Source organism: Peribacillus sp. NPDC056705, from assembly GCF_043656335.1.
This window is the reverse complement of sequence record NZ_JBHTYI010000002.1, coordinates 275,875-292,750: the sequence shown is the minus strand read 5'-3', so window position 1 is coordinate 292,750 and position 16,876 is coordinate 275,875. Positions and strand designations below refer to the sequence as shown.

At 43.3% G+C, this 16,876-nt stretch carries 19 protein-coding genes and 1 riboswitch; of the genes, 3 read left to right on the top strand and 16 right to left on the bottom strand.

Features of this window, described 5'->3' with window-relative positions:
- Positions 1 to 19: 19 nt before the first annotated feature.
- The 4 genes from ACFRAK_RS03850 to ACFRAK_RS03835 all read right to left on the bottom strand — a co-directional run bounded on the left by ACFRAK_RS03850 (position 20) and on the right by ACFRAK_RS03835 (position 3,952).
- Positions 20 to 532, bottom strand: coding sequence for a MogA/MoaB family molybdenum cofactor biosynthesis protein (locus tag ACFRAK_RS03850; RefSeq protein ID WP_394571328.1), 513 nt, complete (start codon positions 530 to 532; stop codon positions 20 to 22).
- On the bottom strand, positions 529 to 1,371 hold the full coding sequence (locus tag ACFRAK_RS03845) for an EcsC family protein (protein ID WP_387602397.1): 843 nt from the start codon (positions 1,369 to 1,371) through the stop codon (positions 529 to 531). The genes ACFRAK_RS03850 and ACFRAK_RS03845 overlap by 4 nt, the downstream gene beginning before the upstream one ends.
- A 209-nt stretch (positions 1,372 to 1,580) precedes the next feature.
- A complete protein-coding gene (locus ACFRAK_RS03840; protein WP_387602394.1) occupies positions 1,581 to 2,786 on the bottom strand; it encodes an acetate kinase in 1,206 nt (401 codons plus the stop codon).
- Between the two features lie 179 nt (positions 2,787 to 2,965).
- Positions 2,966 to 3,952, bottom strand: a complete 987-nt coding sequence (locus ACFRAK_RS03835) for a class I SAM-dependent methyltransferase (protein ID WP_260285421.1) — start codon at positions 3,950 to 3,952, stop codon at positions 2,966 to 2,968.
- A gap of 241 nt (positions 3,953 to 4,193) precedes the next feature.
- Between ACFRAK_RS03835 and ACFRAK_RS03830 the strand changes: the two genes are divergently transcribed.
- Positions 4,194 to 4,517 (top strand): hypothetical protein, encoded by a 324-nt coding sequence (locus ACFRAK_RS03830; protein WP_387602391.1) that lies wholly within the window; start codon positions 4,194 to 4,196, stop codon positions 4,515 to 4,517.
- Between the two features lie 87 nt (positions 4,518 to 4,604).
- On the opposite strand, the gene tpx is transcribed toward ACFRAK_RS03830, so the two are convergent.
- The 5 genes from tpx to sppA form a co-directional block, all read right to left on the bottom strand.
- Positions 4,605 to 5,105 carry a thiol peroxidase gene (gene tpx, locus ACFRAK_RS03825; protein WP_034309176.1) on the bottom strand — a complete coding sequence of 167 codons (501 nt, stop codon included), beginning with the start codon at positions 5,103 to 5,105 and terminating at the stop codon, positions 4,605 to 4,607.
- Between the two features lie 179 nt (positions 5,106 to 5,284).
- The gene (gene ytfJ / locus ACFRAK_RS03820) at positions 5,285 to 5,761 is read right to left on the bottom strand and encodes a GerW family sporulation protein (RefSeq protein ID WP_260285423.1); all 477 of its coding nucleotides are present in this window, start codon (positions 5,759 to 5,761) and stop codon (positions 5,285 to 5,287) included.
- A 15-nt stretch (positions 5,762 to 5,776) separates the two neighbouring features.
- Entirely contained in the window at positions 5,777 to 6,469 is a 693-nt protein-coding gene (locus ACFRAK_RS03815; RefSeq protein ID WP_387602386.1) for a DUF2953 domain-containing protein, read from the bottom strand.
- Between the two features lie 98 nt (positions 6,470 to 6,567).
- Positions 6,568 to 7,107: an RDD family protein gene (locus ACFRAK_RS03810; protein ID WP_260285425.1), complete on the bottom strand. Its 540-nt coding sequence runs from the start codon at positions 7,105 to 7,107 to the stop codon at positions 6,568 to 6,570.
- 12 nt (positions 7,108 to 7,119) lie between these two features.
- Positions 7,120 to 8,121: a signal peptide peptidase SppA gene (gene sppA / locus ACFRAK_RS03805; protein WP_387602383.1), complete on the bottom strand. Its 1,002-nt coding sequence runs from the start codon at positions 8,119 to 8,121 to the stop codon at positions 7,120 to 7,122.
- Between the two features lie 206 nt (positions 8,122 to 8,327).
- Here sppA and ACFRAK_RS03800 point away from each other — a divergent pair, with 206 nt between their 5' ends.
- Positions 8,328 to 9,128, top strand: a complete 801-nt coding sequence (locus ACFRAK_RS03800) for an NAD kinase (RefSeq protein WP_394571368.1) — start codon at positions 8,328 to 8,330, stop codon at positions 9,126 to 9,128.
- A gap of 35 nt (positions 9,129 to 9,163) precedes the next feature.
- Here the strand turns inward: ACFRAK_RS03800 and ACFRAK_RS03795 are convergent, their stop codons facing one another.
- From ACFRAK_RS03795 to ACFRAK_RS03775, 5 genes are read right to left on the bottom strand one after another with little or no spacing between them, the layout of a single operon-like run.
- A complete protein-coding gene (locus ACFRAK_RS03795; RefSeq protein ID WP_394571327.1) occupies positions 9,164 to 9,934 on the bottom strand; it encodes a TatD family hydrolase in 771 nt (256 codons plus the stop codon).
- Between the two features lie 15 nt (positions 9,935 to 9,949).
- Positions 9,950 to 10,693, bottom strand: coding sequence for an ABC transporter ATP-binding protein (locus tag ACFRAK_RS03790; RefSeq protein ID WP_387602377.1), 744 nt, complete (start codon positions 10,691 to 10,693; stop codon positions 9,950 to 9,952).
- On the bottom strand, positions 10,677 to 11,459 hold the full coding sequence (locus ACFRAK_RS03785; RefSeq protein WP_387706571.1) for an ABC transporter permease: 783 nt from the start codon (positions 11,457 to 11,459) through the stop codon (positions 10,677 to 10,679). The genes ACFRAK_RS03790 and ACFRAK_RS03785 overlap by 17 nt, the downstream gene beginning before the upstream one ends.
- Positions 11,456 to 11,740 carry a thiamine-binding protein gene (locus ACFRAK_RS03780; protein ID WP_034309193.1) on the bottom strand — a complete coding sequence of 95 codons (285 nt, stop codon included), beginning with the start codon at positions 11,738 to 11,740 and terminating at the stop codon, positions 11,456 to 11,458. Before ACFRAK_RS03780 ends, ACFRAK_RS03785 begins: the two co-directional genes overlap by 4 nt.
- Before the next feature lie 11 nt (positions 11,741 to 11,751).
- A complete protein-coding gene (locus tag ACFRAK_RS03775; protein ID WP_387706573.1) occupies positions 11,752 to 12,756 on the bottom strand; it encodes an ABC transporter substrate-binding protein in 1,005 nt (334 codons plus the stop codon).
- 134 nt (positions 12,757 to 12,890) lie between these two features.
- Positions 12,891 to 13,000: riboswitch (TPP riboswitch) on the bottom strand.
- A gap of 290 nt (positions 13,001 to 13,290) precedes the next feature.
- Here ACFRAK_RS03775 and ACFRAK_RS03770 point away from each other — a divergent pair.
- Positions 13,291 to 14,118, top strand: coding sequence for a protein-glutamine gamma-glutamyltransferase (locus ACFRAK_RS03770; protein ID WP_394571326.1), 828 nt, complete (start codon positions 13,291 to 13,293; stop codon positions 14,116 to 14,118).
- A 69-nt stretch (positions 14,119 to 14,187) separates the two neighbouring features.
- On the opposite strand, the gene rarD is transcribed toward ACFRAK_RS03770, so the two are convergent.
- Entirely contained in the window at positions 14,188 to 15,117 is a 930-nt protein-coding gene (rarD, locus tag ACFRAK_RS03765) for an EamA family transporter RarD (RefSeq protein ID WP_342614285.1), read from the bottom strand.
- A gap of 68 nt (positions 15,118 to 15,185) precedes the next feature.
- Complete coding sequence (locus ACFRAK_RS03760; protein WP_387707532.1) at positions 15,186 to 16,787, bottom strand: amidohydrolase; 1,602 nt, start codon at positions 16,785 to 16,787, stop codon at positions 15,186 to 15,188.
- Positions 16,788 to 16,876 lie beyond the last annotated feature (89 nt).

The following is a 16,876-nucleotide window of genomic DNA, read 5'->3' as shown; positions in this document are numbered from 1 at the left end:
GCTTTTTTTTGCATCCCTCTTATAAATCCTTGCGAAGTTCACCAACGACATGTCCCAATTCCGGGAGAATCAATTTATTCATTGCGAGCCTAACCGCCCCTGAAGAGCCTGGGGTGGAAAAAACCGCTTTGTTGTTCACGACTCCGGCGATCGCCCTGGATAGGATGGCGGCAGAACCGATATCCTCTTGATAGCTGAGCATTCGAAAAATCTCGCCAAAACCGGGAATTTCCTTGGTCATCAACTCTTTGACCGCCTCGATCGTCACATCCCTATTGGCGATGCCAGTGCCTCCATTTGTTAATATGACATCGACCGTGCTGCTTCGGCTACCTAAAGTGACCGCATCCTGAATCGCTTTCCGTTCATCTTTAACGATTACATAATCCGTCACTTCATGCCCATTCGACTTCAGCAATTCCATCATCAGTGCTCCGCTTTTATCCGTTTCTTCATTTCGCGTATCGCTGACGGTCATCACCATGCAGCGAACTGCCTCCGTGATGGCTTTTTTATGATTCTTGACACTCATTCTTCATCAGCCTTCTTCTCCAGTAAATAACGGTATTGATAGAACTTTTGGGCAAATTCACTGACATTCCGGGTCATTTGATAATTGGACCCAGCCCCTATGGCCATGCTGATGAACGGTATGCCCCGAACCAGTTTTTTTCGGAAAACAGTAATGGCCAATGCTTTCAACAGCTGCTTCAGCGGCTGTTCCATCCAGGTGGGGTTTGTCAGTTCTTCGATTCCTAAATAAAAATAATCATCTTCTGCAGTCTGGACCTCGCGGATCAATTCTTCCCAAGCTATTCCTTGGAGCCTTTTTGGCATCGCTCCTGCATTGAATACCTTAAGGGCCAGCATCATTTCAAACGGTGTATTCACCTCAACACCATAAGACATCGCAATCAGCTGTACGGTCCTGACATTGATGACCGTCATGGCCGGAATATCGCTCCCTAGCAGAAGCAGGCCTCCAGATCCGCTCATCCCGCCTTGTGCAAATGAATATAAGCGATGCTTAGCGATATGCTGATTGGCTATGTAATTCATCTGATCGATCGGTAAGTGTTTCAAATCGCTCAGCGTTTCGATTTCTTCATTAAACACGCGCGCAGATGCTAAAATCCGCTCTCTTGCATCTATTTGAACTTGTGAGCTCTGAACCATGGCATGCAAATGAAAAAGCCAAGTATCAAGCTTGTCAAAAAACTGTTGTTGGACGTTTTCCGGAAGCAGGGCAAACCCCTGCTCCAACCATTTATCATACAATGCAGCCAGATCCGTTGGCTCATATTGATAAAGTTTTTCCTGCCATTCACTAATTTCATCCAAAAGTTTCATTTCCCGGTTCGTGAATTCCATGCATCAAGCCTCCTATGTACAGAATTGGTGGATTCTCCCTTAAGTATAACATAGAGGGATGCTTTTTTAGAGAATAGATGATGGCGATCCAGCGTTCAAGGGTTTGGATTGCATGGGCATAAAACCAAGCGAAGGAGGATTTTGAGGTTGAGATTTCATGGGAAAGCCCCCTTACCAGAGAGATAAGGGGATCATCATAAAACAGGAAGTCATGCTTTCCAAGTTTCGCTCAAAGCTATTTTCATCGTATCCCTGACAATCATGATTTCTTCATTAGTTGGGATGACCATGACTTTCACAGGGGAATAGGGTGCATTGATGAACGCTTCCTTACCCGAGATGCGATTGAGGTCTTTATCCCAATATACCCCCATGAATTCAAGCCCCTCCAAGATCCGCCCCCTGATGGTTTGACTGTTTTCACCAATGCCCGCTGTAAAAATGATGCCGTCCACACCTCCCATTTTTGCTGAATAGGAGCCTATGTACTTGTGAATCCGGTCTGCGAAAACTTTAAGTGCGAGTTCAGCCCGCTCATTGCCTTTGTCGGCTTCAACTTGAATATCGCGCAGGTCGCTGGAAAATCCGGAAAGGGCCAGAATGCCGCTTTTCTTATTCAGGACATCCAGCACTTCATCTGCTGTCTTTCCCGTCTTTTCCATGATATAAGGAATCAGTGCAGGGTCGATGTTCCCTGAACGCGTTCCCATAGTAACACCGGCCAATGGCGTAAATCCCATTGATGTATCAATTGATTTGCCGCCCTTTACGGCCGTAATGCTTGCACCATTCCCCAAATGGCACGATATCAACCGAAGCTGTTCAATTGGGCGGCCAATCATTTCGGCAGCCCGCTGCGATACATATTTATGTGAAGTGCCATGAAATCCATACTTCCTTATTCCGTACTTTTCATAATATTCTAGAGGTAAGCTGTACAAATAGGAACCTGCCGCCATCGTTTGATGGAAGGCAGTGTCGAATACCGCAACCGCTGGCACATCGTCCAGTATTCGCCTGAAGGCTTTGATTCCGGTGATATTAGCGGGATTATGAAGGGGTGCCAACTCGGAAAGCTTTTCGATTTCCTCTATTACGTCCTCCGTAATCAAGACCGATTCCGTGAATATCTCACCGCCATGCACCACCCGATGCCCTACGCCATCTATCTCTTCAAAGGAGTCAATGATGCGATGGTCAATCAGCTTTTTCAATAAAAGCCCTACAGCTATTTCATGATTGGGTATATCCATCGTTTCAGTAACCTTTTCGCCTACGACGCTTAAGGTAAATGCGGAATTTTTCAAGCCGATTCTTTCTACAAGACCTTTTGTAATTACATTTTCACAAGGCATCTCAAAAAGCTGAAACTTCAATGATGAGCTGCCCGCATTAATAGCCATGATTTTTGACATCCATCCTGCTCCTTTACTCTAAGCTAGTTGCTTTCAATATTCATCGCAACGAAACGTGCAGTGTATTGTACAATCTTATCATGGCAAGCGAATCCAACCAAACAATAATGAAAAATTGCAAATAATCACTCTTTCAAGAAAAAAAGAAAGCCAATGCCTGCGGCATCAGCTTTCATTGACTATTTTTCTTCTTTAAACCAATCGTCCATCTGTTGCATGACGGACCTGGTCGCTTCGAAATCCGACAACTTCGGAAGTTGTACGAGCAATGCCTTCTTCGGTGCTTCGATACCCTCTTTTTTCTTTTGGAGAATCAGGATGCTTTTCGCAGCCGCTTCACTCTTAAACATGGAAAGCGGCAGTTGCACCATCCCTTGGATATGTGTATGTTTCTTCAGGAAATCATTGAGTTTCGGAGCTTCCTCCGAGACGAACAGGTTATTCGGGACAATGAAGAATAGATGTCCGCCATCCTTCGCGTGTTTAACACCTTGTTCAATAAACAAATGATGTGCATACGAATGTCCCTTATCGGCCTTCAATTCATACTCAGCTGCGCGCACATCATTCGGGTAATAACCTATCGGCAAATCACTGACCACAACATCTGAAGGATCGATGAAAAGCGGCTCCAAGCTGTCCTGGTTGAAAAATTCCAGCGGGTGTTCTTGCAGGTTGGCACCTGCATATGCAAGCCTGATCAAGGTTTCATCAATTTCGACACCATATGAAGCGATGTTTTTATCAGTAAGTTGATTCAAGATCGCAAATAGTAAATTCCCCGTTCCAATGGCAGGATCGAGCATGACTATCTCTTTTTGATCCTTGGTGAATTTACCTACTAAATAGCTGACGAACATGCCGACTGCATCAGGAGTCATATGATGATTCGGCTGAACGCTCTGCTGCATGCCTTTTAAAATAGCAAGCTGATATGCTTTACGGATTGCTTCCTTCTCATATTTCTCCGGTGAAAAATCTGCATAATGCTTCACTAACCTTTTCTTCGATACTTCACTGATTTCCTCCTGAAGGACTTTCCCTTGGAAGAAATTCTCGCCCGTTTCACCCAGGGCATCCAGATACGTACATGATAGTTCGCTTTGCAGTATTTGGGCTGTTTCATCAAATTCATTAAATAATTGTTCAACTGGGGTAGACTTCACTTATTAATTCCTCCTGTTTGCTTCTGTCCCTATTTTAAAGGTAAGAAGTAAGAGATACAAGCCGTACGTCCTGCTAATCATCCTTCGTTTGTTTAACGTACTGCGCGCACTCCTTTTTCAAAATTTCAACCACGAGTAATTAAAAAGTAAATGAAATACAGGGTTGTTGCCCTGTATTTTTTATTTTGGAAAAGCTCACTGAATGCCCAAACAGAATAACATACATGAGGTGGTGATTATTATGGATAATCAATATCAATACTATCATGGGCAGGTTAATCCGATAAATCAGCAACATGATACACAGTCAGAAGATGAAATTAACAGGCAACAACAAGGGCAACAAGGGTTTCAAGAAGCGTTCAGACAAGGATATCGACAAGGGTATCGACAAGGGTATCGGGATGGATACCGAGCAGGGCAACAAGCGGGGTTTCCAGGAACTCATCAAAGACAAATGCCGTCGTGGCCTAATGAAATTGACATAAAAGTGGGAACACCTAATGGTCAAGAGTGGTCTGGCAAAATTGTTTTACCACTGAATGGTCCGAGTTTGGAGCCATAACTAAACTAAGCATATAAAATAACATCCGTTAAATAAAGCCAAATCAAAAAACCGGGCACTTAGCGCCCGGTTTCTTAGGATTGCATCTTATTTTGCCGCTTTAGCCGCTTCGATTGCACCTTCGTAATTTGGATGGTTCGTACCTTCACTCACATATTCTACATACGTGATTTCATCAGAGCTGTTCACTACGAATACAGAGCGGGCCAATAGACGAAGTTCCTGCATGACGACACCATATGCTTCACCGAACGAAAGGTCACGGTGATCGGAAAGAACTTGAACATTGTCCAAGCCGCTTGCCGCACACCAGCGTTTTTGGGCGAAAGGAAGATCGTTACTGATCGTCAGTACTTTCACATTATCCAATTTCGCCGCTTCTTCATTGAATTTACGTGTCTGTGCATCACATACACCTGTATCCACGGATGGAACCACACTGATAATGCGGACAGAACCTTTGGAGTCGCTTAATGTAACCGGTGATAAGTCATTTGCCAATACTGTAAAATCAGGTGCTTTGTCCCCAACTTTTAGTTCTTGTCCCACTAAAGTGATCGGGTTGTTTTTAAATGTAACTGAAGCCATTAATAATTCCTCCTTTTTCTGCTATATGTACAAGCATAATCATATTTGTTTTACCGGAATTTTGCAATAAATTGAATTGGGAAATGTGAGTCGTGCTTGCACATGTCCGACATCCAAGCCTTTTATGGTGTATTGGCAGACTGCAGCAAAAAGAAAACTCGGCGGGTGCCGAGTCACAGTTAGAAATCTATATCCTGTTTAGGTTCTTGGTACCTCTTTACAGCTGGTTGACTGCCGCCTTGATTACTGCCTTGCTTTTGATTACTGTCTTTCTTGGATAGCATGGACTGAATTTTATCGACGACTTGGGGAGCTAAATCCATCATTTTTTCGAGAAGATGCGTCCCTTCATCCAGATGAATCATTTTCACCCCATGGGAACCGACAATCAAAAAGGCAATCGGTGTTATGGAAACCCCACCGCCGCTACCGCCGCCAAAAGGCTGCTTGGAATCACCTTGCTGTCCTTGATGGTTCCCATCCATCATAAATTCGCTGCCACCGGCTGCAAAACCAAATCCCACTTTGGATACGGTTAAAATGACACTTCCATCCGGAGTCTCCACCGGATCCCCGATGATCGTATTCACATCAACCATTTCTTTCAGATTTTCCATAGCTTCTTTCATTAAACCTTGGATCGGATGATCTGACATTTAAATTCCTCCACTCTAGAACGATTGTTTATTGGAATCACCTGCTAGCTTCGCTAATTTCCTGGATTTGAAATGCGGCTTTCCGCCTTTCCAATAACGAAGCAGTTTTATTCCAGTCACCATAGCCTGCCCGATTCTAAATTGTAATATGCAGGAAATCTTCGTGTTTGCCTGCCATCTCTGAAAGTCGGGTGTAATGGAATAGGAGGGCATGATCCGGAAGTTGAAATAGGTTGTCAGCAACCCGATGATCGAACCTTTAAGTGCCCAGCATGCTCCAGTTAAAACACCGGTGTGTGCAGCGTTTTTAGTACCGACCATACTATGCCAGGTGAATTCTTTGACTTGGACTTTCCCTGTGAATTGACGGACGATCCCATGAAATCCGATTATATGCTGAAGCATTTCCAGACTGTCTGCGAATCCGTCACGCAAATCTTCGGCTGTGATTTTTTTCTTTTCTTCCTTTTTGGTTTTTCCGTTCATTTCTTGCTCTTCCTTTACTACTATAGCTGCAGAGTCATCTTCCATTTTGATGACCGGAACCTTGAATGTATAGTGAAAAAGCCCATACCAGGCTGATAATTTAATATGTATTTGGTCATTCGTTTGGATACGTATGTAGTCGATGTACACTCTTACTTTAGTGAAAACAACAATCAGCAGCACCAAAATGAGGATACCTATAATCAACAATAGCCACTTCATGCACCCACACCCCTTCAGCCTATCATTATCGGCATATGCAAAAAAAATAAACCTGCAAAAGCGAAAATTCCGCTCTTGCAGATTTATGAATGGAAGAATCATCTTCTGATCAACACAACGCCCGTGTCTGCAAAGACATCATGCAAAGCCTGCTTCTTCGGTAAAAGGCCTGCCAAGAGATAGCCAATCCAAGTGACTTTTGAAATATAGCGTCCAATCAGCTCCCTGAACAATACCGTCCCCCATGAAATGGTTTTTTTCTCTTCTTTCAATGCAACGACTTTCAGTCCAAAAATCATCTTGCCAAGGGTCTGGTTCAAGAATTTGGTCATTAAAACAAAATATAAGAAGAATACGACCCCCGTTAAGAAGCCCTCTGCGGAAAACCAGAGATCATCTGTCCCTTCATAAAACTTGAAGATCGGATGAATCAAAATCCGGTTCAAACTTCCGATAACCAATAAATCTGCTAAATAGGCCCAAAACCTCATCCAAAAACCAGCAAAATGCACTTTCTTGACTCCATCATCATCCACGGTCTTACTGGCTGGTGTAAATTCCTGCTGAACGGGAACCTCTTGATCTGCCATAAGATTGGATGAAGCGATTTGTTCATTGTTTTCATTTCGTTCCGTCATCCTTCAGCCCCCCTATTCCGCATACAAATACATTAAGCGTGGAGAATTTGAAGAGGAAAGGATTTTTGTCAAGACTGCCGTTTCCACATCATTTCCCAACATTTTTTGCGCACCCATACTGAATAATGAACCGAAACCTGCCTCATCTGTATAACGGATAACTTGAGCATCCTTTTTACCGATATCCGTTTTCATTGCGGCAATTACATCATCCAAATGACCGAAATCATCGATTAGATGGTTTTCTTTAGCCTGACGCCCATCATAAATGCGTCCATCGGCAATTTTCCTTACTTCCTTCTCTGTCATTCCGCGTCCGTCTGCAATGACTTTTACAAATTGATCATAAGAATTATTAATCATATTCTGCAGTATTTCTCGTTCTTCCCCAGTCATTTCCCGGGTTGGACTCATAATATCTTTGTGTGGTCCGCTTTTGATGGTTTCGAACTCGACACCATACTTCTTGGCCAGCTTCTCGTAGTTATACCCATGCATGATGACTCCTAGTGAACCCGTCATCGTTTCCGGGCTAGCATAAATCTTATCGGCTGGTGCAGAAATATAATATCCGCCTGAAGCCGCCATTGATCCCATGGAAACATAAACAGGTTTTTTCACTTTCTTGATATCTAGGATCTTGTCATAGATCTCTGCACTTTCGACGACACCGCCGCCTGGAGAATTTACCCGAAGGATGATTCCTTTGATATCATCATTTTCCTCTGCCATCTTCAGCTTATCCATGAAGGCACGATGATTATATGTTGCTGAACTAAGTAATGAGGCTTCTCCTGTATCTTGAATCGTGCCCTCTACATCAAATACGGCAATTACATTTGAGTAATCATCACCTTCTATGACTTCCTCGTAAAATGCACTTTCGGAAGCAAATAATTCATCAATGATATTTTCCGTATCCGCTGTAAATAGAGTCGTAGCCGCCCCAACAGCAATTGAGACAAAAAATAAAACGGCTGCGATTCCAAGTGCCGCCCAACGCTTTCCATTCATCTGTTTTCCCCCTTAAATATATGTATCCTTCTTACCATACGAACTAATGACGAAAATGTTTCATTCCATGATAAACTAAGACATATAAAATTGTAGCAAAGAATCCTCAAATTGGAAATGCATTGGTCCATTTTGTACAAATTGCATTTATCGTAAACAGGATAAAGAAAGCCCTTTCATCACCATACATACTAGGGGGGAACATGATGAACACTCGAAGGAATATTTATTTTTTCCATGCACCGAATGCAGAGATGATTAGCAAGGTAAAATACTTGTCAGACTTGGCAAAGCAACATTCGTATGAAGTCATCCAGGATTTCACGAAAGCAAACATCATCGTAAGCATCGGTGATGACGGCACATTCCTGCAGGCAGCCCGGAAAACCGGTTTCAGGGATGACTGTTTATATGCGGGCATTTCCACCACAGGTAACTTGAATATGTATTGCGATTTCCATTTGGAAGACAGTGATAAAATGATCGATGCCATGACAAAAGAGCAAATCGAGGTCCGTAAATACCCAACCATCGCTATCCAGTTGGACGATCAACCCTCCTTTTATGCCCTTAATGAACTCAGTATCCGGTCTTCCATCACCAAAACGTTCATCATGGATATCTTCATCGATCTACTCCATTTTGAAACTTTTCGCGGGGACGGAATCATCATTGCGACTCCGACTGGAAGCACCGCCTATAATAAATCGGTCAATGGATCCGTTGTCGATCCCCTCCTCCCTTGCTTTCAAGTGAGCGAGCTTGCTTCCGTCAATAATAATACATATCGGACCCTAGGTTCCTCATTTATTTTAAGCGGTGATAAGACGTTGACCGTCCACCTTGAAGAAAACGGACCAAGCTATCCGATCATCGGAATGGACAATGAAGCACTAAGCATCAATCATGTCGAAAAAGTAAAGGTCCGGTTAAGCGGTAAAGTCATCAAGACTGTTAAATTAAAAGACAATTCCTTTTGGGAAAAGGTTAAAAGGACCTTTCTATGAACTAAAAAAGGTACCGGGTATGGTAACCGGTACCTTTAAATATGATAAAAATCTTTCGTATTTTGATAAAGGATTTCATAGACATCCTCAATCGGCAATCCTTTAATCGAAGCAATCTGGCGCACACTGTCATGCATCATGCCGGGATGGGTCCATTTCCCATTAAAAACCCCTTCAAACGGCCATGGTCCATCCGTTTCAATCATCATCAGCTTAAGTGGGTATTCCGAAACCAATTCCTGTATTTCCCTCTCATAACAAACATCAGGTGTAATCGAAATGCGATAGCCCTTTTCGGCCATTCTTTCGACTGTCCGGATATCGCCTTTAAACCAATGAAAGTGTGCCTTTGTGATTTGATGCTTATCCAAAAGGTCGCAAACGATGGGTGCATCGTCATGTACGGCATGAAGGATAACCGGCTTTTCAACCTCTTTAGCTAAGGTCAGGAACCTCTCCAGTATCGCTATATACGCTGACTTATCAATATCGGGATTTTCCTGCCTTAAATAATAGGGCAGCCCAACCTCACCTATGGCAACCATATCTTGATGATGTTCCCGCATCCAGTTCAAAAGTTCGTTCACTTCTTCATCACCTGGGAGCGGCTGCTCTGGATGAAAACCAAAGGCAGGCTTTATTCGTGAATCCTTCAGTGAGAGCTGATAATTGTTAATCGAAGAAACCAAATTCATGGAAACAGTCAGCAAGGATTCCATATGAACCTTTTCCATGTCAGTCAGAATCTGCTTCCGCTTAACAACGTCATACCGGTCCAAATGGATATGACTGTCGATGATCCTCAAGTTCAATCGCCTCCCTTAAGTAGAAATAGTTGGCTTCAGTGCTGCATATAAGTCTCTCTTCAAATGAAAAAACTCATCACTAAGAAGCTGTTCTTCACTTCTTGGCCTTGGAAATGGAATTTCCACTTCTTTGATGACAGCAGCCGGTTTTGCTGATAACACATAGATTCTATCTGAAAGGAAAACCGCTTCATCTATGCTATGTGTAACAAATAGCACCGACCTCCGATTTTCTTCCCAAACCGACAATAGCCATTTTTGCATTTGCAATCTTGTCAGTTCATCCAAGGCAGAAAAGGGTTCGTCGAGGCACATCAAGTCCTGTGGACTTAAGATACTCCGGATGAATGCGGCCCTTTGCTTCATGCCTCCAGATAATTCATGCGGATATGCTTTCTCGTACTCTTCCAATCCGGCTTTCATCAAAAGGGATTTTGCCTTTTCTTTATCTCTGACCCCAGCGAGTTCACTTCCAAGCAAAACATTTTCCACTACCGTCCTCCAAGGTAAAAGGGAAGGCTGCTGAGGCATATAGCTGATATGGCCCTTTAAGCCATTTATCTTTTTGCCACCCAGTGAAATGATTCCCTGATCTGGCTTCAAAATGCCGCCAATCAAGTGGAACAATGTACTTTTACCGCTGCCTGATGGCCCAAGGATCGTGACAAATTCCCCATCATCCACATGGAAGTTCATATTCTCCAATATATTCTGTTTACCATCGAAAGAATAGGAGACGTCTTTAATTTCCAGATTCATCCCTTTTCCCCTCCTTTCTCTTCCAAGAAACTACGTATTTCTCCAGGAAAGTGATGATTCCAAAAAAGATCAGGCTCATGCCCATGATGATGAAAATGGCAACAAACACTCGATCTGTCCTGAACGCTGAGGAAGCGAGAGTCATATAAACACCAATCCCCGATTTTGCCCCGAGCCATTCCGAAATAACCGCCCCCATTACACTATAGGTCGCCGAAATTTTCAGGCCGGAGAAAATGAACGGGATTGAGTGAGGAAGTTCCAGCTTCCAAAATAACTGGTTTTTTCCCGCTCCCATCATCTTGAAGTAATGCTTAAGTTCGTATGGTGTCTGGCGAAAACCGTCCAATGATGCAACCGCAACCGGAAAAAAACATACAAGCGATATCACTATTAACTTAGGCAGCATGCCAAAGCCAAACCAGATCACCAAGAGCGGCGCCAAAACGATGATGGGTATATTTTGTGATAGTATGAGCAGAGGATAAACCGCATCCTTCACACCTGGAAATAGGTGTAAGATTGCCGCAATCAATAAGCCGATGCAGCTTCCAATAAAAAAACCCGACAACGCAAGCTCGGTTGTGGATATAAGGTGTCCGTAAAGAGTGCGGGACGACTCAATTCCTTCAATGAAAATGGCCGATGGAGCCGGTAACAGCCATTCTTCGACTTTCAATAAAACTGTCACTGACTCCCATACTATCAGCAACAATAATAAAAGAAAGAAGGGAGCCCCCTTCTTCCAAATTCCCCTTCCGTTCATGCCCGATATTTCTCCGTTAACGTATCCATCGTAATCCCGCTTGGCTGATATAATATTTTCACTTGGGAAATGACATTCGGCGAACCTATTTCAATCATTCTTACATTCATTTTTTCTATCACGGCAAAAAGTTCGGAAAGCTCACCCTCCATTGTCGTTTCAAGCGGGTGAACCTCATACTTGACACCTGATTCTTCAATGATCTTGATTGCTTCATCGACCATGGGGATGACATTTTCCCCTTTAGGAATGATCTGTATGCTAATTAATGAGTTGGCCATTGTATTTCCTCCTATTTTGGTAAAAATTCATTGGTAAATGCCTTTTCAGGATCGAAATCACCTTCAAGAAGCTTATTTTCAGTCATCCAATCACTGTAATTCTTCCAAATTGCAAGCTTTTGCTCACCCCATCGCGGAGCATCATCCTGATACTTGTCTGCAAGCCACTCCTGGCTTTTCTTCACTAGTTTTGCATCAAGATCCGGTGCAGATTTGATTAATATGTCCGCTGCATCGTCTGGATTCTTGATGGCAAACTGGTACCCTTTCGAAGCTGCATGTACGAATGCTTTAACAGTCTCCGGATCTTCTTTTATCATCTTTTCATTCGTAGTCAATACAGGCGTATAGTAATCAAGCTTATCAGAGTATTCGGTTAAGTAAACCATATTAAGCTTTTCATTACGCAATTCAGCCTCAACGCCTGTCCATCCATAATAAATCCAGGCAAAATCTATATCCCTTTTAACAGAAGTGAAAAAATCCGTGTCTCCTGTATTGACTATATCCACTTTATTTACATCGGCATTTTCTTTTTTCATGAGTGAATCAATGATGGCCTTCTCAACCGGAGACCCCCATCCACCATACGTTTTCCCTTCAAAATCCTTGGGAGTTTTAATGTTCTTTGCCTCAGGTGAAGCGAATCCCGAGGTATTATGCTGGATGACGGCAGCTACCGAAACAATTGGCACGCCCTGCACGCGGGCCTGCGTTATGCCCTCCTGGTAACTCACGCCAAATTCAGATTTCCCTGAAGCGACAAGCTTATCAGCTCCGGCTTCACCTGGCATGATGATTTCCACATCAAGACCTTGTTCTTTAAAATAACCTTTTTCCTTGGCTACATACAATCCAGTATGATTTGTATTCGGTGTCCAATCGAGCACGACCGATACTTTTTTTAATTTTTCATTTCCTTCATTTTTAGATGCTTCTTCTTTTTCATTAGTTCCGCCTGCACCGCATCCAGCCAAAAGGAACAACGAAGTTAACAGTGGCAAGAATTTATTCAAGTCATTATCCTCCTACACATCATATAAGATCCATATGCCGGAACCATAATGGGGCTCCAGGGTTTATTCAAATACTGGATGGAAAAGCAAAAAACGCCCGAAGATGGATTCGGACGTTAACATACAAAACAGAAAGTCAGTAATAATATGTTCCCTCCGCTGGCATCATCCAGATCAGGTTCAAAGAGTCAGCATCTAAAGGATGCAATCTCAGCCAGCAGTACTGGCCCCCCTACATTTCTCGCACATATGAACTTTTCTCTTTCATTATATCAATTCATGGGGAAAAAGGAATAGTAATTTGCTTCTTCCCGCTAATCGGAAGGGTATTCCTGCACTCTAGGAATTCTAGCAAAACATCTTTTGGAATGAAAGCAAAAAAATCCCGCCTCTTTTCATTCCAATCATTCTCGGCTGTCACGTTCCAAATAGTCAATTTAGAGCTTGCATTCATATAATGAGAATTATATGTAAACATTTTTGTTTACCGGTTTTATAAACCGTTCATTTCATAAGTAAAAGGTGGATATGATCATGATAAAGATTAATCACAAACGGTTAGATGTCAGTCAAATCCAACCAGGAGTAGCATCTGCTAAATCACTTGAAATTGTCCAATTGCTGGCGGAGGATTCCAACGTTTTTGAATATCGGAACTTTAGAATGTTTAATTTCGAGATACAACTGAGGAACCGGGTCATTGCGGCAGCTATTGCGTTGGATAAAAGTGATGCAGAATTTTCCACACTTGAGGAATCGGAATCCAATAAACAATATTGGCACCTTTCAAAGGATGGCACCTTTACCCTTCAGCCAGGGGTTCTCCCTCATGCTGCACTCGTTGACATTTTCATAAATGGAAGGCTTTATGCTTTTGAATGCGGGACTGCAATAGTCATCACTTTTTTAAAGGGCATTTTGGATTTGATCGGCCCTAGGAATTTCGACGACCTTTTTTCAAACCTAGTTTTATATGACTGGGACCCTCCACAAAATATGGAACTCATTATTCATAAAGGAAGGGATTATTCACCAGGTGATTGCGTTTACTTCAAAAACCCTGATCACGACGAGGCAACTCCTGAATGGCAAGGTGAAAATGCCATATTATTAGGAAAAGACCTCTTTTATGGCCACGGGATCGGGATTACCAGTTCACAGGGAATCATCGATGAATTAAATAGCAATAGAAAGCCGTTCGCCACCATATCAGCATTCCTGACAAATCATATCATTTTCCTGGATAGTTCCTTCTATAGTCAATTCCAACAAAATATCCCACGTGCAAAGTCCGATCACAGTCCTGTCAGCCTTTCCAATTGTATTGTATCAGAAATAGGTTCTAGTTTTTACCTTTCATGACCCGGGCATTTTCCCCTATACCGGCATAAAAAAATGCTGGGAGAGAAATCTCCCAGCATTTTTTGTTATTCACGCACCAATATTCCCCTTGCCTTTGAACCTGCGGGCACTTGCCTGACCCCATTTCGTTATGGATAATGTATAAACAGCCAAGGCTGACCATATGAACAAAAAGGCTAAAAGATGTGCTTTGGTAAAACTTTCATGATAGACGAATACCCCGATCAATAAAGATAAGGTCGGAGCGATATACTGAAAAATCCCAAGCATCGATAACGGGATCTTCTCAGCCCCTTTCGCAAAATATAAAAGAGGCAATGCCGTGACAATCCCGCCGCCCACCAACAGCAAGCTTGTGCTTCCCTCTGTAAAGAATTGCATTTCGGATTGGTTCATCAAGTATATCAGGTAACCCAGGGCAAGAGGCGTTACCATCATCGTTTCAAGTGTCAGCCCGATCGCCGATTCGGCCTTGATCATTTTTTTTGCCAGACCGTATAATCCGAACGTCATGGCCAAAACAAGAGAGATCCACGGGATGGTGCCGAAATGAATGCCAAGGATCAAGACTCCGATTCCTGCAAGCAGGAATGAAATGATTTGGGCCCGGCTCAGTTTTTCTTTTAAGACTATCACTCCCAATAGTACACTCACTAGCGGATTGATATAATATCCAAGGCTCGTGTCGAGGATCCGTCCTGAGTTAACGGCCCAGATGAACACTCCCCAATTAGCTGTAACAAGCAGTGACGCCGTTAGTAATGCCGTAAAGAGTTTGGGATTTCCCATTATGTTTTTGACATAATCAAGAAACGCTTGCCATTTTTTCATGAACATCAATAAAACCAGCATGAACACGAAAGACCATAATACCCTCTGAGCTAAAATTTCTGTTGCACCGACTCCCTGAAGGAACTTCCAGTAAATCGGCACGACTCCCCACATCATGTAAGAAAGGGCTGCATAGATTGCCCCTTCTTTTTGTTCATCCACTTTCATAACAAGCCTTCTTTCCATTTACATTCCTTTATCTAATTCCATCTAATAATTTTCTTTTTTTGCAACTGTTATTTTTTATCATACATGATTTTGTCATCGATGACCGTCATGACCGCCTCTGCTTGTAGGAGATCATCCGGCGCCACAGCAAAAACATCCAGATTAAATACGGTAAAATCGGCATCGTACCCTTCTTTGATCACACCTCGGTGCTTTTCCTTGCCGATTGCTGCAGCGCTCCCTTTTGTATACAGTGAGAAGGCCTCGTACACGGAAAGCCTTTCGCCCAAGCCATATACGGTCGGGTCCTCGCTGTTGATTTTCATCCTTGTGACAGCAGCATGAATGCCCAAAATTGGATTTAATGGTTCAATGGGTGCATCCGACCCTCCCGCACAAATGATGCCCAACTTCAAATAGGTTTTCCAGGCATAGGAGGATTCCAGTAGATCGGCTGGAACCTTTTCTTCCACCCACGGAAAATCGGACGGGACGAAACCCGGCTGGATATCAAAAATTACCGGCAGCTTTGCCGCCCGCTCCAACAGCTCCGGCCGGACAATCTGAGCATGGATGAGCCGGTCCCTCTGCCCCATTTTCGGCGGGAGGGCCTCTACTGCATTCAGGACGTATTCAAAAGCGAGATCGCCAATCGCATGTACAGCAATCGGCATTCCGGCATCCCTTGCTTTTTTCACCCATTCCTGAAGCTCGTTTTCAGTGAATATCGCGACTCCATTCGTATCCTTTTGATCTACATAAGGCTCGCTCAACAGAGCTGTGCGTCCGCCCAAGGAGCCGTCGGTAAATATCTTCATGCTGTCAAATTTGATATATCGCGTACCTTTCTGATAGCCGCCTCCTGCTGCCAGCATGTCTTCAAACGCTTCGTGATGGACGAGCAAATTGGCGCGAAAGGCCATTTCCCGGTCCTCGATAACCGATTTAAACGCCTGATATGTCGGCATGAAGCCATTGTAATAATAAAGGTCCTCGGTATGCCCCCCAGTCAAACCTAGCTTATATGCGTCTTCTATGGCCTCTATGAGCGCGTTTTCGATATACTCTTGATCAATCCCGGGAAGGCTGTCTAAAATAAAGTTCTGCGCTTGACTTTCTTTAAATAAACCATTTAAACGCCCGTCAGGATAACGGCAGACCACCCCGCCTGAAGGTTCTTTTATATCTTCTTTAATATCCGCTTCCAATAGGGCGCGGGAATTGACCACCAAGGCATGACGGCAAATCCTTTTCAATACGATGGGATGTTCTGTCGATATCTCGTCAAGCTCATCCCGTAATATCAATTCAGGACTCGGCCATTCATTTTCATTCCATCCTTCGGCAACAATCCACTTTCCAGCCGGGGTTTTTGAGCATTTTTCCTTCAAGGATTTCAAGATGGCCTCCCTGCTATCCATCAAAGAGAGGTCTAAACGAAGCAGCCTTTCACCATGCCCGACCAAATGAAGGTGACTATCCACTAACCCCGGCAGCATCGTTTGTCCATTTAAGTCGATTTCCCTGGAAATATTGCCGGCATATTCATTTTTCAAATAGTCCTGGCTGCCGGTATCAACAATTACCCCCTTTTCAGTGAAGACAGCCTCCACTCGATCGTTTTCTTTAATCATCGTATAAATCGACCCATTGAACCATAACGTTCCCATTCCGGCTTTACACTCCTTATTAAATGATTGTTACTGTGCAGATATGCAGTAAGTGTACCATCTCATATCACGGATTCCCATATTTATGC

Coding starts and splice junctions, on each gene's coding strand:
- ACFRAK_RS03850 (WP_394571328.1), bottom strand. CDS start 532: ATGAGTGTCAAGAATCATAAAAAAGCCATCACGGAGGCAGTTCGCTGC.
- ACFRAK_RS03845 (WP_387602397.1), bottom strand. CDS start 1,371: ATGGAATTCACGAACCGGGAAATGAAACTTTTGGATGAAATTAGTGAA.
- ACFRAK_RS03840 (WP_387602394.1), bottom strand. CDS start 2,786: ATGTCAAAAATCATGGCTATTAATGCGGGCAGCTCATCATTGAAGTTT.
- ACFRAK_RS03830 (WP_387602391.1), top strand. CDS start 4,194: ATGGATAATCAATATCAATACTATCATGGGCAGGTTAATCCGATAAAT.
- tpx (WP_034309176.1), bottom strand. CDS start 5,105: ATGGCTTCAGTTACATTTAAAAACAACCCGATCACTTTAGTGGGACAA.
- ytfJ (WP_260285423.1), bottom strand. CDS start 5,761: ATGTCAGATCATCCGATCCAAGGTTTAATGAAAGAAGCTATGGAAAAT.
- ACFRAK_RS03815 (WP_387602386.1), bottom strand. CDS start 6,469: ATGAAGTGGCTATTGTTGATTATAGGTATCCTCATTTTGGTGCTGCTG.
- ACFRAK_RS03810 (WP_260285425.1), bottom strand. CDS start 7,107: ATGACGGAACGAAATGAAAACAATGAACAAATCGCTTCATCCAATCTT.
- sppA (WP_387602383.1), bottom strand. CDS start 8,121: ATGAATGGAAAGCGTTGGGCGGCACTTGGAATCGCAGCCGTTTTATTT.
- ACFRAK_RS03800 (WP_394571368.1), top strand. CDS start 8,328: ATGAACACTCGAAGGAATATTTATTTTTTCCATGCACCGAATGCAGAG.
- ACFRAK_RS03790 (WP_387602377.1), bottom strand. CDS start 10,693: ATGAATCTGGAAATTAAAGACGTCTCCTATTCTTTCGATGGTAAACAG.
- ACFRAK_RS03785 (WP_387706571.1), bottom strand. CDS start 11,459: ATGAACGGAAGGGGAATTTGGAAGAAGGGGGCTCCCTTCTTTCTTTTA.
- ACFRAK_RS03780 (WP_034309193.1), bottom strand. CDS start 11,740: ATGGCCAACTCATTAATTAGCATACAGATCATTCCTAAAGGGGAAAAT.
- ACFRAK_RS03770 (WP_394571326.1), top strand. CDS start 13,291: ATGATAAAGATTAATCACAAACGGTTAGATGTCAGTCAAATCCAACCA.
- rarD (WP_342614285.1), bottom strand. CDS start 15,117: ATGAAAGTGGATGAACAAAAAGAAGGGGCAATCTATGCAGCCCTTTCT.
- ACFRAK_RS03760 (WP_387707532.1), bottom strand. CDS start 16,787: ATGGGAACGTTATGGTTCAATGGGTCGATTTATACGATGATTAAAGAA.